General features: G+C 71.5%; 13 protein-coding genes. 6 read left to right on the forward strand and 7 right to left on the reverse strand.

Annotated features, from left to right (window positions below; all coding sequences use genetic code 11):
• Window positions 1–21: 21 nt before the first annotated feature.
• Complete coding sequence (locus KGQ19_RS12695) at window positions 22–399, reverse strand: hypothetical protein (RefSeq protein ID WP_212009305.1); 378 nt, start codon at window positions 397–399, stop codon at window positions 22–24.
• Between the two features lie 967 nt (window positions 400–1,366).
• On the opposite strand from KGQ19_RS12695, the gene KGQ19_RS12700 reads away from it, so the two are divergent.
• A complete protein-coding gene (locus KGQ19_RS12700) occupies window positions 1,367–2,056 on the forward strand; it encodes a response regulator transcription factor (RefSeq protein ID WP_212009306.1) in 690 nt (229 codons plus the stop codon).
• A gap of 6 nt (window positions 2,057–2,062) precedes the next feature.
• Entirely contained in the window at window positions 2,063–3,328 is a 1,266-nt protein-coding gene (locus KGQ19_RS12705; RefSeq protein ID WP_212009307.1) for an MFS transporter, read from the forward strand.
• Here KGQ19_RS12705 and KGQ19_RS12710 read toward each other — a convergent pair.
• The 6 genes from KGQ19_RS12710 to hppD form a co-directional block, all read right to left on the reverse strand.
• A complete protein-coding gene (locus KGQ19_RS12710) occupies window positions 3,312–4,202 on the reverse strand; it encodes a TIGR01777 family oxidoreductase (protein ID WP_212009308.1) in 891 nt (296 codons plus the stop codon). The genes KGQ19_RS12705 and KGQ19_RS12710 overlap by 17 nt on opposite strands.
• A gap of 84 nt (window positions 4,203–4,286) precedes the next feature.
• Complete coding sequence (locus KGQ19_RS12715) at window positions 4,287–4,937, reverse strand: hypothetical protein (protein WP_212009309.1); 651 nt, start codon at window positions 4,935–4,937, stop codon at window positions 4,287–4,289.
• A complete protein-coding gene (locus tag KGQ19_RS12720) occupies window positions 4,934–5,893 on the reverse strand; it encodes an ATP-binding cassette domain-containing protein (RefSeq protein WP_212009310.1) in 960 nt (319 codons plus the stop codon). The genes KGQ19_RS12715 and KGQ19_RS12720 overlap by 4 nt, the downstream gene beginning before the upstream one ends.
• Window positions 5,894–5,904: 11 nt before the next feature.
• The gene (locus KGQ19_RS12725; protein ID WP_212009311.1) at window positions 5,905–7,287 is read right to left on the reverse strand and encodes an aminotransferase-like domain-containing protein; all 1,383 of its coding nucleotides are present in this window, start codon (window positions 7,285–7,287) and stop codon (window positions 5,905–5,907) included.
• The gene (locus tag KGQ19_RS12730) at window positions 7,284–8,384 is read right to left on the reverse strand and encodes an alpha-hydroxy acid oxidase (protein WP_212009312.1); all 1,101 of its coding nucleotides are present in this window, start codon (window positions 8,382–8,384) and stop codon (window positions 7,284–7,286) included. The genes KGQ19_RS12725 and KGQ19_RS12730 overlap by 4 nt, the downstream gene beginning before the upstream one ends.
• On the reverse strand, window positions 8,384–9,472 hold the full coding sequence (gene hppD / locus KGQ19_RS12735) for a 4-hydroxyphenylpyruvate dioxygenase (protein ID WP_212009313.1): 1,089 nt from the start codon (window positions 9,470–9,472) through the stop codon (window positions 8,384–8,386). Before hppD ends, KGQ19_RS12730 begins: the two co-directional genes overlap by 1 nt.
• 183 nt (window positions 9,473–9,655) lie before the next feature.
• On the opposite strand from hppD, the gene panD reads away from it, so the two are divergent.
• The 4 genes from panD to KGQ19_RS12755 all read left to right on the forward strand — a co-directional run bounded on the left by panD (window position 9,656) and on the right by KGQ19_RS12755 (window position 15,788).
• The gene (panD, locus tag KGQ19_RS12740; protein WP_212009314.1) at window positions 9,656–10,090 is read left to right on the forward strand and encodes an aspartate 1-decarboxylase; all 435 of its coding nucleotides are present in this window, start codon (window positions 9,656–9,658) and stop codon (window positions 10,088–10,090) included.
• 71 nt (window positions 10,091–10,161) lie between these two features.
• Window positions 10,162–11,391 (forward strand): cytochrome P450, encoded by a 1,230-nt coding sequence (locus KGQ19_RS12745; protein WP_212009315.1) that lies wholly within the window; start codon window positions 10,162–10,164, stop codon window positions 11,389–11,391.
• A complete protein-coding gene (locus KGQ19_RS12750) occupies window positions 11,391–12,557 on the forward strand; it encodes a nucleotide disphospho-sugar-binding domain-containing protein (protein WP_212009316.1) in 1,167 nt (388 codons plus the stop codon). The genes KGQ19_RS12745 and KGQ19_RS12750 overlap by 1 nt, the downstream gene beginning before the upstream one ends.
• Before the next feature lie 57 nt (window positions 12,558–12,614).
• The gene (locus KGQ19_RS12755; RefSeq protein WP_212009317.1) at window positions 12,615–15,788 is read left to right on the forward strand and encodes a non-ribosomal peptide synthetase; all 3,174 of its coding nucleotides are present in this window, start codon (window positions 12,615–12,617) and stop codon (window positions 15,786–15,788) included.
• The last annotated feature ends 7 nt before the right edge of the window (window positions 15,789–15,795 follow it).

Consider the following 15,795-nt stretch of genomic DNA (forward strand, 5'->3'; position numbering starts at 1 on the left):
CGCGGCTTTTCCCGCCAGCGGTCAGCCCTGATCGACGCCGAGGAGCGTGCCCGCTTGACCGAACGGCGTGGCGAGGTTCTGGATGAGTTCGACGAACATCTTCTTGTTTCTGGAGGCACCGATGACACCCGCGGCCCAGCCCGAGGAAGCACTGGTCAGCCGCACCACTGTCGTTCCGGGTTGTGGACCGGCGAAGATCGTGAGGCCGACCTTCACGGACTGCCGCTTCCCGGCGAACGCCCCGAGCAGAATCGTCAGCGGGAGGCTGCCACGCTTCGCATGGCCTGTCGTGTAGTCGTTCCACACAGTCGTGAATCCGGCGGTGCGAAGGACCTGGTCGGCCATGGAGCGAACGTTCTCGGCCTCTCCCTGGATGAGGAAGTCTGCATAGCTGCTCAAGACCGTTGGCTCCTCGTGGTTGATTGAGGCGACTTGGGTAGTGCGCGACGAGTGAGGCACGGCCTGTCGTGCTGTGCGGCGTGCGGCAGCTTAGGTCGAGCCGGCTTTGGACGGCAATACCTCCTGGGCTCGGCAGCTGCTTCGCGAAGAGCTCGGCAGCACCGCCGTCAAACGTTCACTCGGTCAGCGGCAAGCCGTGCGATCCGCAGCGCGAGAGTTCTCGGCCACATCAGTTTTGCGAAAGCGGTGAAAGCCGAGATCAGTCAGGAGCGCCCAATTTCGTCGGCTCGCGGGTACGACGGGTCGAAGGAGCATCGCGGAGCAATCCAACGCGGTGCGGACCGTCTCGGTGATCACGGCTAATACGCGCCCAAATCGGCGACGGCGCGCCCGACGCGACTGCTCCGCAGCATGACAGGACCGGTGTATTCGAATCCGGGTTCGAGTCCCACGCGCCCTACCCCACGATCCTCCTGCCGCGGCGGTTCCGCGCAGGTCAGCGATACGACGTCGGCCGCCGGAGGCTGACTGGCGCAGCAGGGTGGCGCGCCTGTCCGTGAACGCGGTCGCGGGTGCCGGCTCATGATGGCACGGGGGTCCTCGTCGCGTCCCGTCGTGGGTTGGTCAGTGGGGTCGCGGGGTTTGTCGGAGGCTCCGGGCGGGATTTCTGGACTGTTCGTCCGTGGCTTGACTACTGGATGAATATTCCGGGTCGCCGACTGCTATGGCAGGAGCCTGGGCTGGGGTTCGGGGGTGGTCGGCGGAGGGCTCAAGCGCGGATCGTTTGACCAGGGTTGCAGTGCTCTGTTTTGATCGGTCAAGGGTTCGATCGATGTCGACTGATCCCCAAAACACAGTGTTGACTGCCAGAAACGGGGTCTGGCCAGGAGACCTGGGGTCGGTGGGCGGACCCTGCGTGTCATGGCACACCCTGCTTCGGCGTTTGTCCGAGTGAATGAGGTTTGCTGTGTTCAAGCCCGATACTGTGAACCGCCCTCGGTCCTGCACCGTCGCGGTGGCGGAGCCCAACGACGTGGTCCGGCTGGGGTTGGCGGCGATGCTCTGGGCGTTGGAGTCGGTGACCGAGGTGGTGGCGTTGGCTTCGGCCGGCGACGGGGCCGAGGAGTTGCGCTCCACGAATGCTGATGTGGTGCTGGCTTCTTGTTCTCTGGAGTCGGAGGTCCTGGACGACATCCAGCGGTGGGCCGATGAGCGCGGCGCCAAGGTCCTGCTGGTCATCAGCAGCGCGGACGATCCGCGGTTGCCGGAGTTCGCGCGGCGGGCCGCCGACGGGCTCGTGCTGTTGGAGGGCCTGACCGTCGAACACCTCGGTGGTGCGCTGGCCACGTTGGGGCGCGGTGGGCAGGTGGCGGTTCCGGCCCGGCTGGCGCGGCAGCTGATCTTCGGTACCCAGTCGCAACGGCGCGCCGACTTCTGGCATCGCAATCTGTTGACCCAACGGGAGACGGACATCCTCCAGCTGCTCTCGCAGGGCTACAGCAACAAGCAGATAGCCCCGCGGATCGGCATCTCCGAGCACGGGGTGAAGCGGCACGTGGGCAACATCCTGGCCAAACTCAACTGCTCCAACCGGACCGAGGCCGTGTCCTACGCCCTCCGGCAGAACCTGCTCACCGCCGCGCCCGCGGCGGGCTGACCGGTGGTGGGAACGGCCGTCGGGGATCCGGCGGCGCCGACCGGGGTCGGTCCCGACCGCCGGCGCGACTTCCGCACGTACTGGCTCGGCCAGAGCGTGAGCGTGGTGGGGGACCAGGTGGCGGCGTTCGTGCTGCCGACCATCGCGATCACCGGGTTCGGTGCCTCGGCCTTGCAGGTCGGCATCCTGAACACCGTCAACACCGGCGCCTACACGCTGCTGGGCCTGTTCGTCGGGGTGTTCATGGACCGGACCCGGCGCCGACCGGTGATGATCGTCTCCGATCTGGTCCGGGCCGCGGCCTTCGGTGCCGTCCCGCTGCTGTCCGCGGCCGGGCACCTGGGCATGGGCGTGCTCTACGTGGTCGCCGCGATAGCCGGGGTCTTCGCGGTGTTCTTCAACGTCGCGAGCCAGTCGCACCTGCCGGCGCTGGTCGGCTCGGACTTCCTGGGCACCGCGAACGCGCGCATGGAGATCTCCAACACGCTGAGCCTGGTCGTCGGGCCGACGCTCGGCGGCCTGCTGATCCAGTGGTGGGGCGGGCCGACGGCGATGTCCGTGAACGCGGTGTCGTTCCTGTTCTCCGTGGCCGGCGTCGTGCTGCTGCGGACGCCGGAGCCGCCGATGGAGGCCAGGGCGGCGAGCCCGGTCTGGCACGATCTGCGCGAGGGCGTATCAGTACTCTGGCAGCATCCGGTGCTGCGCCGCACGACGATCGCCTCGGCCGCTCGCAACTTCGGCAACACCGCCGTCAACACCGTGCTGCTGCTGTTCGCCTACCGGGCGTTGAAGCTCTCCAGCGGCGTCGCGGGGCTGCTGTTCGCCTCGGGGACGGTCGCGGCGGTGCTCGGCGCCTGGACGGTGTCCCGGCTGCGGCGCCGGCTGGGCACCGGGGCGACGCTGCTGGCGGCCAACGGCGCCGGCGCGGTGTGGGTGCTGGCCCCGTTGGCGTTGGCGGTCCCGGCGCTGCCGCTGTTGATCCTGCTGCGGGTGGTGTCCTCGTTCTCGCTGCCGTTGTGGAACTCGATCGTGGTGACCCTGCGGCAGGGCGCGGTCCCGGCGAACCTGCTGGGCCGGGTCAACGCCACGGCCGGGACGTTGAACTTCTCGGCCGTGCCGGTGGGCGCGCTGGCCGCGGGGTTCGGAGCCCAGGCCGGGTCGGCCGCGTTCGGGACCCGGACCGGGCTGGCGCTGACCATGATGGCCGCGGGGATCTGCTCGGCCGCCGGGACCGTGGGTCTGCTGAGCCGGGAGGTCAGGACCCTGCCTTGAGGACCGCCTGCAGCGCGGCGCCGAGTTCGGCGTGCCGGAACTCGAATCCGGCCGCGGTCAGTACCTCGGGGACGGCGCGCTGTCCGGTGTAGAAACCGTCGGCGTACTCCCCGAGCGCGGCCCGCAATACCGGGCGCGGCAGGGTCCAGAGCGCGGGGCGGCCGAGGGCGCGGCCGAGCGCCGCGGCGAATTCGCGTTGCGGACGCGGATCGGGTGCGGTCACGTTGACCGGGCCGGCGACCCCGTCGGCCGTCATCAGGAACCGTACGGCCGCGGCCGCGTCCGCCATGGTGATCCACGGCAGGTACTGGTCGCCCCGCCCGAGTCGGCCGCCGAGGAAGGCGCGGAAGGCCGGGGCCTGTGCTTTGACCACACCGCTGTTCCGGCCCAGCACGGTGCCGAAGCGCAGGAGCAGCAGCCGCGTGTCCGGACCCGCCGCCTCGGCGGCAGCCTCCCAGTCCCGGCACAGCTCGGCGTGGAAGCCGGTGCCGACCGGATCGCCTTCGCCGACTTGGCGATCCTGCGTGTCGCCGTAGTAGGCGGTCTCCGAACCGTTCAGCAGCAACGGCACCCCGCAGTCGCGGACCGCGGCGGCCAGTGTGTCCGCGGCGATGACGCGGCTGTCCCGGATCTTCTGCTTCTGCGCGGCGTTCCAGCGCTTTCCCGCCAGACCGGTGCTGTAGAGGTTCACCACCGCGTCGAGCCCGCTCAGGGCGCCGGCCGGGATCCGGCCGTAGGACGGGTCCCAGCCGATCTCGTCCAGCCCCCGCGACTCGCCGCGGACCAGGCGGAACACCGTGTGTCCGCTGTCGCCCAACTCACGGACGATCGCGGAGCCCAGCGCACCCGAGGCGCCGGCGACGGCTATTTTCATGGGATTCTCCTTCGGCGTTCGTGCGGGAGTCAGGCGGAGGCGAGGTCGGCGGCGGTCTTCGCGGCGACGTCGACAAGTTCCCGGTCAGTCCAGGCGAACAGCGATGTACTGCGTCGCGGCACCCGCCGCGGCGAGGAACAGGAGTCCGGCGGCCGCGTAGCCGACGAAGCCGACGCCGGCGCTCGGATGGCCGCCGGTCATGGCGTGCAGCATCGGGTACACCGGAGGCAGCGGCTTGGCCAGGATCACTCCCAGCACCAGCGCCAGCCCGACCAGCACCGAGGCCCCCGGCCGGCCGATCACCAGCCGCGAGCACAGCAGTCCCAGGCCGATGCCGACCGCCGCGCAGGTGAGCTCCGCGGCGGCACCGAGCAGCACCGAGCGCACCAGCACCGTGTGCGAGCCCGAGATGACCGGGTAGCCCAGCCCGATCACGACCATCCCGACGCAGAACGTCGCCGAGACGGCGACGGCGGCGGCGAGCGGACCGCGCGCGTTGCCGGCGTTCACCACGACGATCGTCCGGCCGACCGGTTCCTCGATGTTGACCACGGCCGCGGTCAGCCAGGTCGCACAGGCCAGTACCGATACGGCGGCCGCGGCGTAGACACCGAGCAACGGACCGCTGTCGCTGCTGGTGAGGACGGCGAGCAGGGCCAGGAAGAAGACCATCGGGGCCACGTAGCGCTGGGAGTGCAAGGCGGTCGAGAGGGTGTAGCGGTACAGCGCTTTCATCGCTGGCCGCCGATCTGGTTCGCCGGGTTCGCCGGGCCGCTGCCGACACCGCTGACGCCGCCGACGCCGCCGACGCCACGGACACCGCCCGAGCCGCCGACGCCGTTCGCCCCGGCCGTGACACCGCCGAGCAGATTCGGCGGCTCGGCGGCATCGTTGTGCCGCACTCCGTCGACAGTCCACCCGCCCTGCAACGCGACCAGCAGCAAGGCATCGCACCGGTCCCGGTCCACGCGTACCCGGACCACATCGCCGGTGGCCTCCAGCGAGCGCGTCCCGGCCAGCCCGCGCAAATCAACGGCCTGCGGTCGCGTCGCCCGCAGCAGGACTTCCGACGCCGTGTCGTGCACCCGCGTCGGGAGGGCCTGCCGGGACAGCCGTCCGGCCTCGATCCGGTAGACCTCGGTCGCGAGCCCGCCGGTGATCGCCTCGCGGTGGTCGGTGAACACCACGGCGCCGCCGGAGCGTGCCGTGTCCACGATGATCTGGGCCAGTACCCCGTGCGCGGAGGCGTCCAGCCCCGACCACGGTTCGTCCAGGATGAGCAGGCGTGGCGGCATCAGCAGGGCCTGCGCCAGGGCGACCTTCTGGGCGTTGCCCTTGGACAGCTCGCGGATCGGGGTCTTGGGACCGCCGACCAGGTCCAGCCGGGTCAGCAGTTCGGTCGCCCGCTCGGCCGAGCGGGCCGTACTGAGACCCTTGATACGGCCCATGTGCGCCAGGTACGCCTCGGCGGACAGCCGGGTGCTCGTGGGGAACCGGTCCGGGACGTAGCCGATGACGCCCGGGTCGCCGGTGCGGGTGCCGGAGCTGGGTCGGCTCACCCCGGCCAGAACCCGCAGAAGCGTCGACTTGCCTGAGCCGTTGCCGCCGGTGACGGCCTGCACCGTCCCCGGCGCGGTGGTGAAGTCGACGTCGACCAGGACCGGACGGCCCGGCCGATAGCGTTTGCTCACAGACTGGAGAGTCAGCACCGGGGAGGTTCCTTCTGTATCGAGGTATAAGAGTCGAGCCCCGTTATTGTCTGTTCCAGATGCCTGCTATCGGTATCAATACGCTTGGATTCAGCCTTTTCGGTGGTCGTCGCGAACAAGGCGGCCAGTCGGTCGAGTCCGTCCTCGATGCGTTCCGGGGTGAGCACGCTGCAGGACAGCCGGATCGCCCGCGCCGCGCCGGGCCCGGAGGCGAAGTGCCGCATCGGTGTCCACAGCACGCCGAACTCCCGTGCGGAGCGTTCCAACAGCGCGTCGTCGGCGTCGAAGGGCACGGACAACACCAGGAAGAAGCCGCCGTGCGGCCGGTTCCAGGAGATGCCGGAGCCGGCCGGGAACCGCTTGGCCAGGGCTTCCAGCAGGGCGGCCATGTTGCGCCGGTAGACCGCGATCTCCCGCTCGTTGGCCTGGACCAGGCTGCACCCGTGGGTCAGCAGTTTGCCCGCGACCACCGCCTGGGCGATCGGCGAGGTGTTCACGGTGAGCATGCTCTTGATCTTCGCCAGCTCGTCGGCCAGGAGTCCGCCGCCGACCGTCTCCTGGTCCGCGACCAGGTACCCGACCCGTGCGCCCGGCATCCCGGTCTTGGCGAAGGAGCCGAGGTAGACGACCCGCCGTCCGGTGTCGATCGACTTCAGCGTCGGCGGCCGCTCGTCCCCGGCGGAGAACAGCCCGTAGGGGTTGTCTTCCAGGATCAGGAAGTCCTCGGTCTCGGCCAGCTTCAGCAGCGCGTGCCGGTCGGCGGTCGACAGGCTGATACCCGAGGGGTTCGAATGGTCGGCCACGATGTAGCAGGCGCGCGGGCGTCGGCCCTCGGCCTTGAGCCGGCGGATCGCCTCGGCCAGGGCGGGCAGGTCCACGCCGGCCGGGCCGCCGGGCACGGCCACGGTCGGCAGGTCGGCCAGCCGCGCCGCGCCGACGATGCCGACGTAGGCCGGTGCCACCGTGAGCAGGACGTCCCGTTCGTCGGCGCGCAGGGCGCGCAGGACGAGGAACATCGCTTCCTGGCATCCCACGGTGACGACGATCGACTCCGGCGCGGCGTGGATCCCCTCGTCGATCGCCAGATGTTCGGCGACCAGGTCGTCGATGACGCCCTTGGTGCGGCCGTACTGGAACAGGATCCGGCAGACCTGTTCGTCGGTGAGGCCCTTCTCCTGCCGGAGGTAGCTCTCGAACCGCTCCAGGTATTCGTGGATGAGCCGGGTGTCGAAGAACTCTTCGTAAGGCCGTCCGGGCGCGAAGGAGACGGCGTCGGGATAGCGGTTCGCTATCTCGTTGAGGAAGTTCATCGAGTCCAGCGCCGGATCGGACAGTGAGGCATGCAGATCCGTCACCTTGATGGCCGCGGTGGTCATACCGATCCCCTCCAGATGGTCAGCGTCCGTGCCGCCGCCGGATCCGGACAGCCGGCCAGGCCGAGCGCCTCGGCGAATTCCTGGTGGAACAGGCCGAGGACGCGGTCCGCCCCGGCCTCGCCGTCGGCGGCCAGGCCCCACAGCGCCGGCCGGCCGATCAGCACCGCGTCGGCGCCGAGAGTCAGGGCCCGCATGATGTCCAGGCCGCTGCGTATCCCGCTGTCGAACAGTACGGTGCCGCGGTCGCCGACCGCCTCCCGGACCGCCGTGACCGCGTCGGCCGAGGCGATCGCGCCGTCCAGCTGACGCCCGCCGTGGTTGGAGACCACGACCGCGTCGGCTCCGAGGCTGATCGCCTTCGCTGCGTCCCGCGGATCCAGGATCCCCTTGACAATCAATGGAATCGACGCGGCCCGCCGCAGCTCGGTCAGGTCCGGCCAGGTGAAGGCCGCGAAGGTGGCGGCGGTGTGCGCGGCCACCGCGGAGTCGCCGACGACCGCCTGCCGCGCGCCGGCGGCTGCGCTCGAATCCGTGAAGTTGGCGGCACTGACGTGGGCCGGGACCGTGAACTCGTTGCGCACGTCCCGCAGCCGCCGCGCCATCCACGGCACGTCGACCGTCACCATCAGCGCCGCGCATCCGGCGGCCTCGGCCCGGCGGACCAGGTCCCGCGACTGCTCCCGGTCGCGCAACGGATACAGCTGGAACCACGTGGTGCCGCCGACCTCGGCGACCTGCTCCAGCGGGGTGCTGCTCATGGTCGAGACCGTGAACGGGATCCCGGCGCGCTTCGCGGCCCGGGCCAGGGCGAGCTCGCCGTCGGGGTGGACCAGTCGCTGGTAGGCGATGGGCGCGATCGCCGCGGGCATCGCGGCCCGGACCCCGAACAGATCGGTCCCGGTGTGCCGCCCGCTGAGGTCACCCATAGCCCGCGGCACGAGGGCGACGCGGTCCAGGGCGGCGCGGTTCGCGGCCAGGGTGGTCTCGGCGCCGCTGCCGCCGGCGACGAAGTCCCACACCTCACCGGGCAACCGCGCACGGGCGATCTGCTCGAATTCGACCACCGACTGGGCGCCGGGCCCAGGTGTCGTCAGCATCAGGACCCTGACTGCTCCAGCTCGACCGCCTCGTACAGGGCCTTGATGTTGTTCGACCCGAACAGCCGGGCCCCGGCCCGTTCGATGACCTCGAAGAAGAGCGTGCGCCGCGGGTGGGTGGAGCGGGTGAACAGCTGGAACAGCTCGCCGCCGTGGTCCTCGTCGACCAGGATGCCCGCCGCGCGCAGTTCCGCGATCGGGTGGCCGGCCGGCACGAACCGGTTCGGCAGCAGGTCGTAGTAGGTCCCGGGGGTCTTCAGGAACTCCACCCCGCGGTGCCGCATCGACTCGACCGCGTGGACGACGTCGTCGGTGGCGAACGCGATGTGCTGCACGCCCGCGCCGCCGTGGTCCTTGATGAACTGGTCGATCTGCCCGGGCGCGCAGTTCACGTCGGGCTCCAGGATCGTGAAGGTCACGCCGCCGGACCGGCTCTGCACCACCTTGGAGTCCATGGCCTGCGAACCGACGATGATCCGCTCCTCGAACGTCTGCCGGAAGCCCAGGGCGGTGGTGTAGAAATCGATCGTCTGGTCCAGGGACCGGTTCGGGACGCAGACGGCGAAGTGGTCCATCGTGTGCAGTCCCGGCGCGTCGTCCGGTTCGGGGGCGGCCACGCCCGGCGCTCCGGGAAGAGGGCTGAAGCCCGGCGGCAGGACCGCGTCCGTTGTGGGTTCGCCCTGCAGGAACGTGTGGGTGACGTCGCCGAACGCCCGGATCGAGGCCGTGCGCACCCCGTCGGGACCGTCATGGGGCTCGGCCATCGCCGGGGCGCCGGCCGCCACCGCCGAGGCGAAGACCGCGTCCACGTCGGTGGTCCGCATGGCTATGTCGGCGACGCCGGGGCCGTGGGAGAGCACGTACGCGGTGCAGGGGTGGTCGTCGGTCAGGGCCTCGGTGAGCACCACCACCGCGCGCCCGCCGATCAGCGCCACGCTGCGGAAGCCCTGTTCGCGGGAGCCCGCGACGCCGGCCGGCCGTAGGCCGTACCGGTCGGTGAAGACGTCGCGCCAGGTGTCCAGATCCTCGACGTGGAGTTCGACATGGGCCAGGTCGAGGTCGGTGCCGACCGGTGCTTGGGTATGCATGGCTCCCCGTTTCGCGTCGCAGAACGATCGCCTTTCACTATCGCAACGGTCGCCGCACCGGCGATGCCCGTTCGGGGTGCCCGTTCGGCTACCCGAACGGGCACCCCGAACGGCGCTCCGTCCCGGCCGCCGCCGCACCTAGCATCCGAAGTGATCGAGGACGACCACGGGGAGGTCCACCACATGTCCGCGACCACCATCGCCTTTCGCGACATGCTCAAGTCGAAGATCCACCGGGCCACGGTGACCCAGTCCGACCTGCACTACGTGGGTTCCATCACCGTCGACGCCACCCTGATGGCCGCCGCCGACCTGCTCCCCGGCGAGAAGGTCGACGTCGTCGACATCGACAACGGCAACCGGTTCTCGACCTACGTGATCGAAGGTCCCGCCGACAGCGGCGTGATCGGGGTCAACGGCGCCGCGGCCCGCCTGGTGGCCCCCGGCGACCTGGTGATCGTCATCTCCTACTCGGCGGTGGCCGAGGAGCACGCCCGCTCCTTCCAGCCGCGCATCGTCTTCGTCGACGCCGAGAACCGCATCGCGGCCGCGGGTTCGGACCCCGCGGCGGCGCCGGCCGGCTCCGGCCTGCTCCGGGGCGACGCCGCACAGGTCTGATCCACCTCCGCACGTTTTCCGCGCCCTCGGCGCGTCCTGGTTTCCCGGTTCCGCTCTTGGAGACACCTGCCATGGATTTCGAAGCGCTCACCACGCTGCCCGCCGCCGAGCGGATCACCGAGCTGTTCGCCTACTTCGCCGACCGGCGCGCCCGCGAGGCGGCCGGGCCGAGCAGCCAGCCCAACGTCTGGGAGGTCTTCCGCTACGAGGAGTCGATGGCGGTCCTGTCCGACTACGAGACCTTCACCAGCGACAAGACCGCGCTGATCCCCGAGGACCAGAAGCGGCTGGCGCAAGCCGCCCGCGGCAACTTCATCGGCATCGACCCGCCGCTGCACACCCAGATGCGGGCCCTGGTCAACAAGGCGTTCACGCCCAGCACGATCGCCAAGCTGGAACCGCGCATCCACGACCTGTCCGAGAACCTGCTCGACGAGGTCTTCGGCGCGGCCGAGCCCGGTGGCGAAGCCGCCTTCGACCTGGCCCAGGACTACGCCAGCCAGCTGAGCGCCTCGGTCATCGCCGAGCTGTTCGGCATCCCGCAGGCCGACCACAAGGTGTTCTGGACCTGGTCGGACGGTCTGATCGGGTCCCGGCCGTTCGGCGAGCTGGGCACGGTCGACGAGGAGGCGATGCGCAAGATCGGCAAGCTGCTGGAGGAGGCCAGCCTCTATCTGCTGGCACACGTCGCCGAGCGCCGCGCCGATCCGCGCGAGGACCTGACCAGCACGCTGGCCAGTGTCGAGATCGACGGCAGGAAGCTCCAGGACGACGAGATCTTCGGCATCATCGCCATGTTCCTGATCGCCGGCCACATGTCCACCTCGCTGCTGATCGGCAACACCGTGATGGGCCTGGCCGAGCACCCCGACGCGCTGGCCGAGGTGCGCGCCGACCCCGGTCTGCTGCCGTCGGCGATCGAGGAGGTGCTGCGCTGGCGCCCGGCCCTGATCCGCGACCAGCGGGTGGCCCGGGTCGACACGGTTCTGGGCGGCACCCCGATCCCCAAGGGCGGCAACGTCTGTGTCTGGCTGGCCTCGGCCAACCGCGACGAGCGGGTGTTCGCCGACGGCGCGCGCTTCGACATCCACCGCGACCCCAACCCGCACCGCGCGTTCGGCAAGGGCATCCACTTCTGCCTCGGCGCGCCGCTGGCCCGGCTGGAGTCCCGGATCGCGGTCGAGGGCCTGCTGCGCCGCACCTCCGACATCGTGCCGCGGGACGGCGTCGCGCTGCATTCCTCGGTCGGCCTCATCGGCCCGGTCCGGCTGCCGGTATCGGCGACCCTGGCAGAACGCTGATGCGGGTCCTGGCCACCGCCGCGCCGGGCTCGGGGCTCTTCCTGCCGACGGTCCCGCTGGCCTGGGCCCTGCGCGCGGCCGGGCACGAGGTGCTGATGGTGAACACCGGCGCCACCTCGAACGCCGTGGCGGCCAGCGGTTTCTCGACCGTCGACGCGGCTCCGGGCGTCGACGTCCATGCCGAGTTCCTGGCCGCCAGCCAAGCGGTCCTGGCCGCCACCGACGGAACCCGGCCCAAGCGTTCGGGCATGGGGATGTTCGGCGAGGCGATGGCCGACGGACTCCTTCGCGCCGCGGAACACTTCCGTCCCGACCTCGTGGTGTCCACCCTCGAACAGGGCGCGGGGGAGTTGGTGGCGGCCAGGTACGCGATCCCGTATGTGGAGCAGAGCGTGCGGCTGGCCTGGGCCGGACCGGACGAGCAGGCGGCGAAGTACCGCGCCGCCGTCGCCGAGTATCTGCTGCCGACCCGGGAGCGGCTGGGTATCTCAGTGCCCTACACCGAGCCCGCCGCCTGCCTCGACATCCGGCCGGCGAGCCTGGGCGGCCACGACTCCAAGACCGAGTGGCCGCTGCGGTACGTCCCTTACAACGAGGGCCGGGTGCTGCCCGACTGGATACTCGACCGCCCGGACCGGCCGCGGGTGTGCGTGACGATGGGCAGCGTGCTGGGCAGCCTCCCGGCGGGTTCGGAGCTGAAGCAGCTCTATGTGGCCGTGGTCCGGGAGATCCTGCTGGAGCTCGCGGGTCTGGGCGTCGAGACCGTCGTGGCCATGGGCGAATCCGACCTCGAAGGCGTCGGCGAGCTGCCCGAGTCGGTGCGGATCGCGGGCTGGACGCCGCTGAGCGCGCTGTTGCCCACCTGCTCGGCGATCGTCCACCACGGCGGCGCCGGCACCTCGCTGACCGCGCTGGCCCTCGGCGTGCCCCAGGTGGTGCTGCCGCAGGGCGCCGACCAGCCGGCCAACGCCGCCGTGCTGGCCGAGCGGGGGCTGGCGGTCCTGATCCGGCCGGAGACGATCAGCGCGGCGGCGGTGCGCGACGGCCTGGCGCGGGTGCTCGACGAGCCCGGGTTCGGCTCAGCCGCCGAGGCGGTGCGCGCCGAGATGCACGCGATGCCCAGCCCCGCCGACGTCGCCGGAAGCCTGGCCGCCCTGGCCGGCTGAGGACCCCGCGCCGGCCCCGTTGTGGAAGTCCTGACCCACGAAGGTGAGAGATCCGCGATGACCATCACGACGACCCCGGTCCCCCTCGCTGCGGCCCAGGCCGGGATGTGGTTCGCCCAGCAGCTGGACCGGGCGAACCCCATCTTCGCCGGCGGCCAGTACCTCGACATCGAGGGGGCCGTGGATCCGGAGCTGCTCCGCCAGGCCGTGGTGCGTGCCCTGCTCGAATCCGAGGCACTGCACGTCCGCTTCCTCGCCACCGAATCCGGCCCGGCGCAGATCCCCGTGCCCGGCGAGGTCCCGGTTCCGCTGGAGGACCTCAGCGGCGAACCGGACCCGAAGGCCGCCGCCCTGGCCCGGATGTGGCAGGAGATGGCCCGGCCGATCGACCTAGAGCAGGGCCCGCTGTTCACCTGCATCCTGTTCCGGGTAGCGCCCGACCGCTATTTCTGGTTCAACCGCGCGCACCACATCGTCTGCGACGGCTACACCTCCTCGCTGGTCGCGGGCCGCGTGGCGCAGATCTACTCGGCCCTGGCCACCGGGGGATCGCCGGAGGACGGACGGTTGGGGCCGGCCGCGAGCCTGCTGGACGCGGACGCGGAGTACCGGGCCGGCGAGCAGTTCCACGCCGACCGCGAGTACTGGACCGACCGGCTTGCCGGGGTCGGGGAAGTACACGGGCTCTCTGACGGCACGGCGCTGCCGGCCCGCACCTTCCTGCGCGAGACCGTGGAGGTCGGCGCCGACGTCCGCGACGGATTCCAGGCGCTGGCCCGCGGGGTCCGCACCAGCCACTCGGTCGTGGTCTGCGCGGCCATGGCGGTGTACCTGAGCCGGATGCGCGGGGTCCGGGAAGTCGTCATCGGCCTGCCGGTGGCCGCCCGGTTCGGGGCGGTGCAGAAGAACACCGCGGGCATGGCGGCGAACGTGGTGCCGCTGCGGCTGGACGTCGATCCGGCTCTGAGCCTGGCCGAGTTCGTCCGCCGGACCGCCGACGAGATCAAGAAGGCGCTGGCGCATCAGCGCTACCGGTTCGAGGACCTGCGTCGCGATCTGAAGCTGACCGGCGGCCAGCGGCTCTACGGGCCGTCGGTGGACGTGCTGCGGTTCCAGGAGGACCTGGGCTTCCACGGCGCCAGGGCCACCGTCGACATCCTGTCCAACGGCCCGGTCGAGGACTTCAACCTCGCCGTCTACAGCGGCGCGAGCATCCCCGGGCTGCGGGTGTGCCTGGACGCGAACCCGAGGCTGTACCCCACCGATGTGCTCGCGGGGCACCGGGACCGGCTCGCCGTCCTGTTCACGGCGATCGGCGCGGCCGACCCCGCTGTGCCGATCGGCGACCTGGAATTCCTCCTCCCGGCCGAGCGCGCGGACCTGCTCGGCGACTGGTACGGGCCGACGACGCCGGTGGATCCCACCGACATCGCCGATCAGCTGGCCGGGCAGGTCCGGCAGCACCCCGACCGGGTCGCAGTGGTCTGCGACGGCGAACAGCTCACCTACGCCGAGCTCGACGCCCGGGCGAACCGCCTGGCCCGCCGCCTGGTCGCCGAGGGCGCCGGACCCGAGCGGTTCCTCGCCGTCGCGCTGCCCCGCACCCCGGACCTGCTCGTCGCCCTGCTCGCGGTCCTCAAGACCGGCGCGGCGTATGTGCCGCTGGACGTGACCTACCCCGCCGACCGCATCGCGTACATGCTCGAACTCTCCAACCCGGTGCTGGCGCTCGCCACGGCCGGGACGGAATCCGTCCTGGCCTCGGCGCCCGCGGTTCCGCGCCTGTTGCTGGACGACCCCGAGGTGCGGCGCGACCTGGAGAACCGCTCGCCGGACCGGCTCGCCGAGGGCGAGCGGCCGGTGCCGCCGCGGCCGGGGAACCCGGCGTACGCGATCTTCACCTCCGGCTCGACCGGCAGGCCCAAGGGCGTGGTCATCACCCGGCAGGCCCTGGCCGGCTTCACCGCCTGGGCTGTCGAGGCCCTGGGCCGCAATACCCTGGCTCACACGCTGGCCGCGACCTCGCTCAGCTTCGACCCGTCGGTGCTGGAGATCTTCGCGCCGCTGCGCTGCGGCGGCACGGTCGAGCTGCTGTCCGGCCCGCTCGCCCTGGGCGGCCGCGAGCTGTCCGGCGGGTACGCCGGCTCGGTGCCCTCGGTGATGGCGACGCTGCTGAGCGGGCCCGGCGTGCAAATGACGGCCGGGACGATCGGCTTCACCGGCGAGGCGTTGAGCGGTTCGGTCGCGAACCGGGTGCGCGAGGCCGTGCCGGGCTGCCGGATCGCGAACCTGTACGGGCCGACCGAGGTCACCGTCTACGCCACGGCCTGGATCTCAGAGCCCGGAGACAGCTCCGCCCCGCCGGTCGGCCGGGCGCTGCCGAACACCCGCGTGTACGTCCTGGACGACCGGCTGCGGCCGGTGCCGGTCGGCGCGGTCGGCGAGATCTACGTCGAGGGCGCCGGCCTGGCCCGCGGCTACCTGGCCCGGCCCGACCTCACCGCCGACCGCTTCGTCGCCAGCCCCTTCGGCGTCGCCGGCGCGCGGATGTACCGGACCGGTGACCTGGGCCGCTGGCGGACCGGCGGCGTCCTGGAACACCTGGGCCGCGCCGACGACCAGGTGAAGGTGCGCGGGTTCCGGGTCGAGCCGGCGGAGGTCCAGGCCGTCCTCGGGCGGCTGCCCGGCGTCCGGCACGCGGTCGTGGCCACCCGCGGCGCCACCGCCGACACCAAGCGACTGGTCGCCTACGTCGTCCCGGCCGAAGGCAGCACCCTGACCTGGCCGGAGCTGGCCGTCCGGCTCGGCGCGGACCTCCCGCCCTACATGGTCCCCTCGGCCGGCGTCATCCTCGGCACCCTGCCGCTGAACCCGAACGGCAAGCTGGACCGCGCCGCGCTGCCGGAGCCGGAAGCCGCCGCCGAGACCGGCGGTCGCCCGGCGCGCACCCCGGCCGAGGCCACGCTGTGCGAGATCGCCGCCGAGCTGCTGGGCGTGCCGCGGATCGGCATCGACGACGACTACTTCGCCCTCGGCGCCAACTCCCTCACCGCGGTCAAGCTGATCGCCCGGGTGCGCTCGGCGCTGAACGTCGAGCTCGACCTGCGCGCGCTGTTCGACGCGCAGACCATCTCCCGGCTCTTCGACGACCACCTCACCGCCGCGCTGGCCGCGGCGAGCGCGGACCCGGCGCGCCCCGCCCTGGTGCCCCGCCCCCGCCGGATCCCTTAAGGAGCAA

The organism is Catenulispora pinistramenti (genome assembly GCF_018274385.1).
In the GTDB taxonomy this organism is placed as follows: Bacteria; Actinomycetota; Actinomycetes; order Streptomycetales; family Catenulisporaceae; genus Catenulispora; species Catenulispora pinistramenti.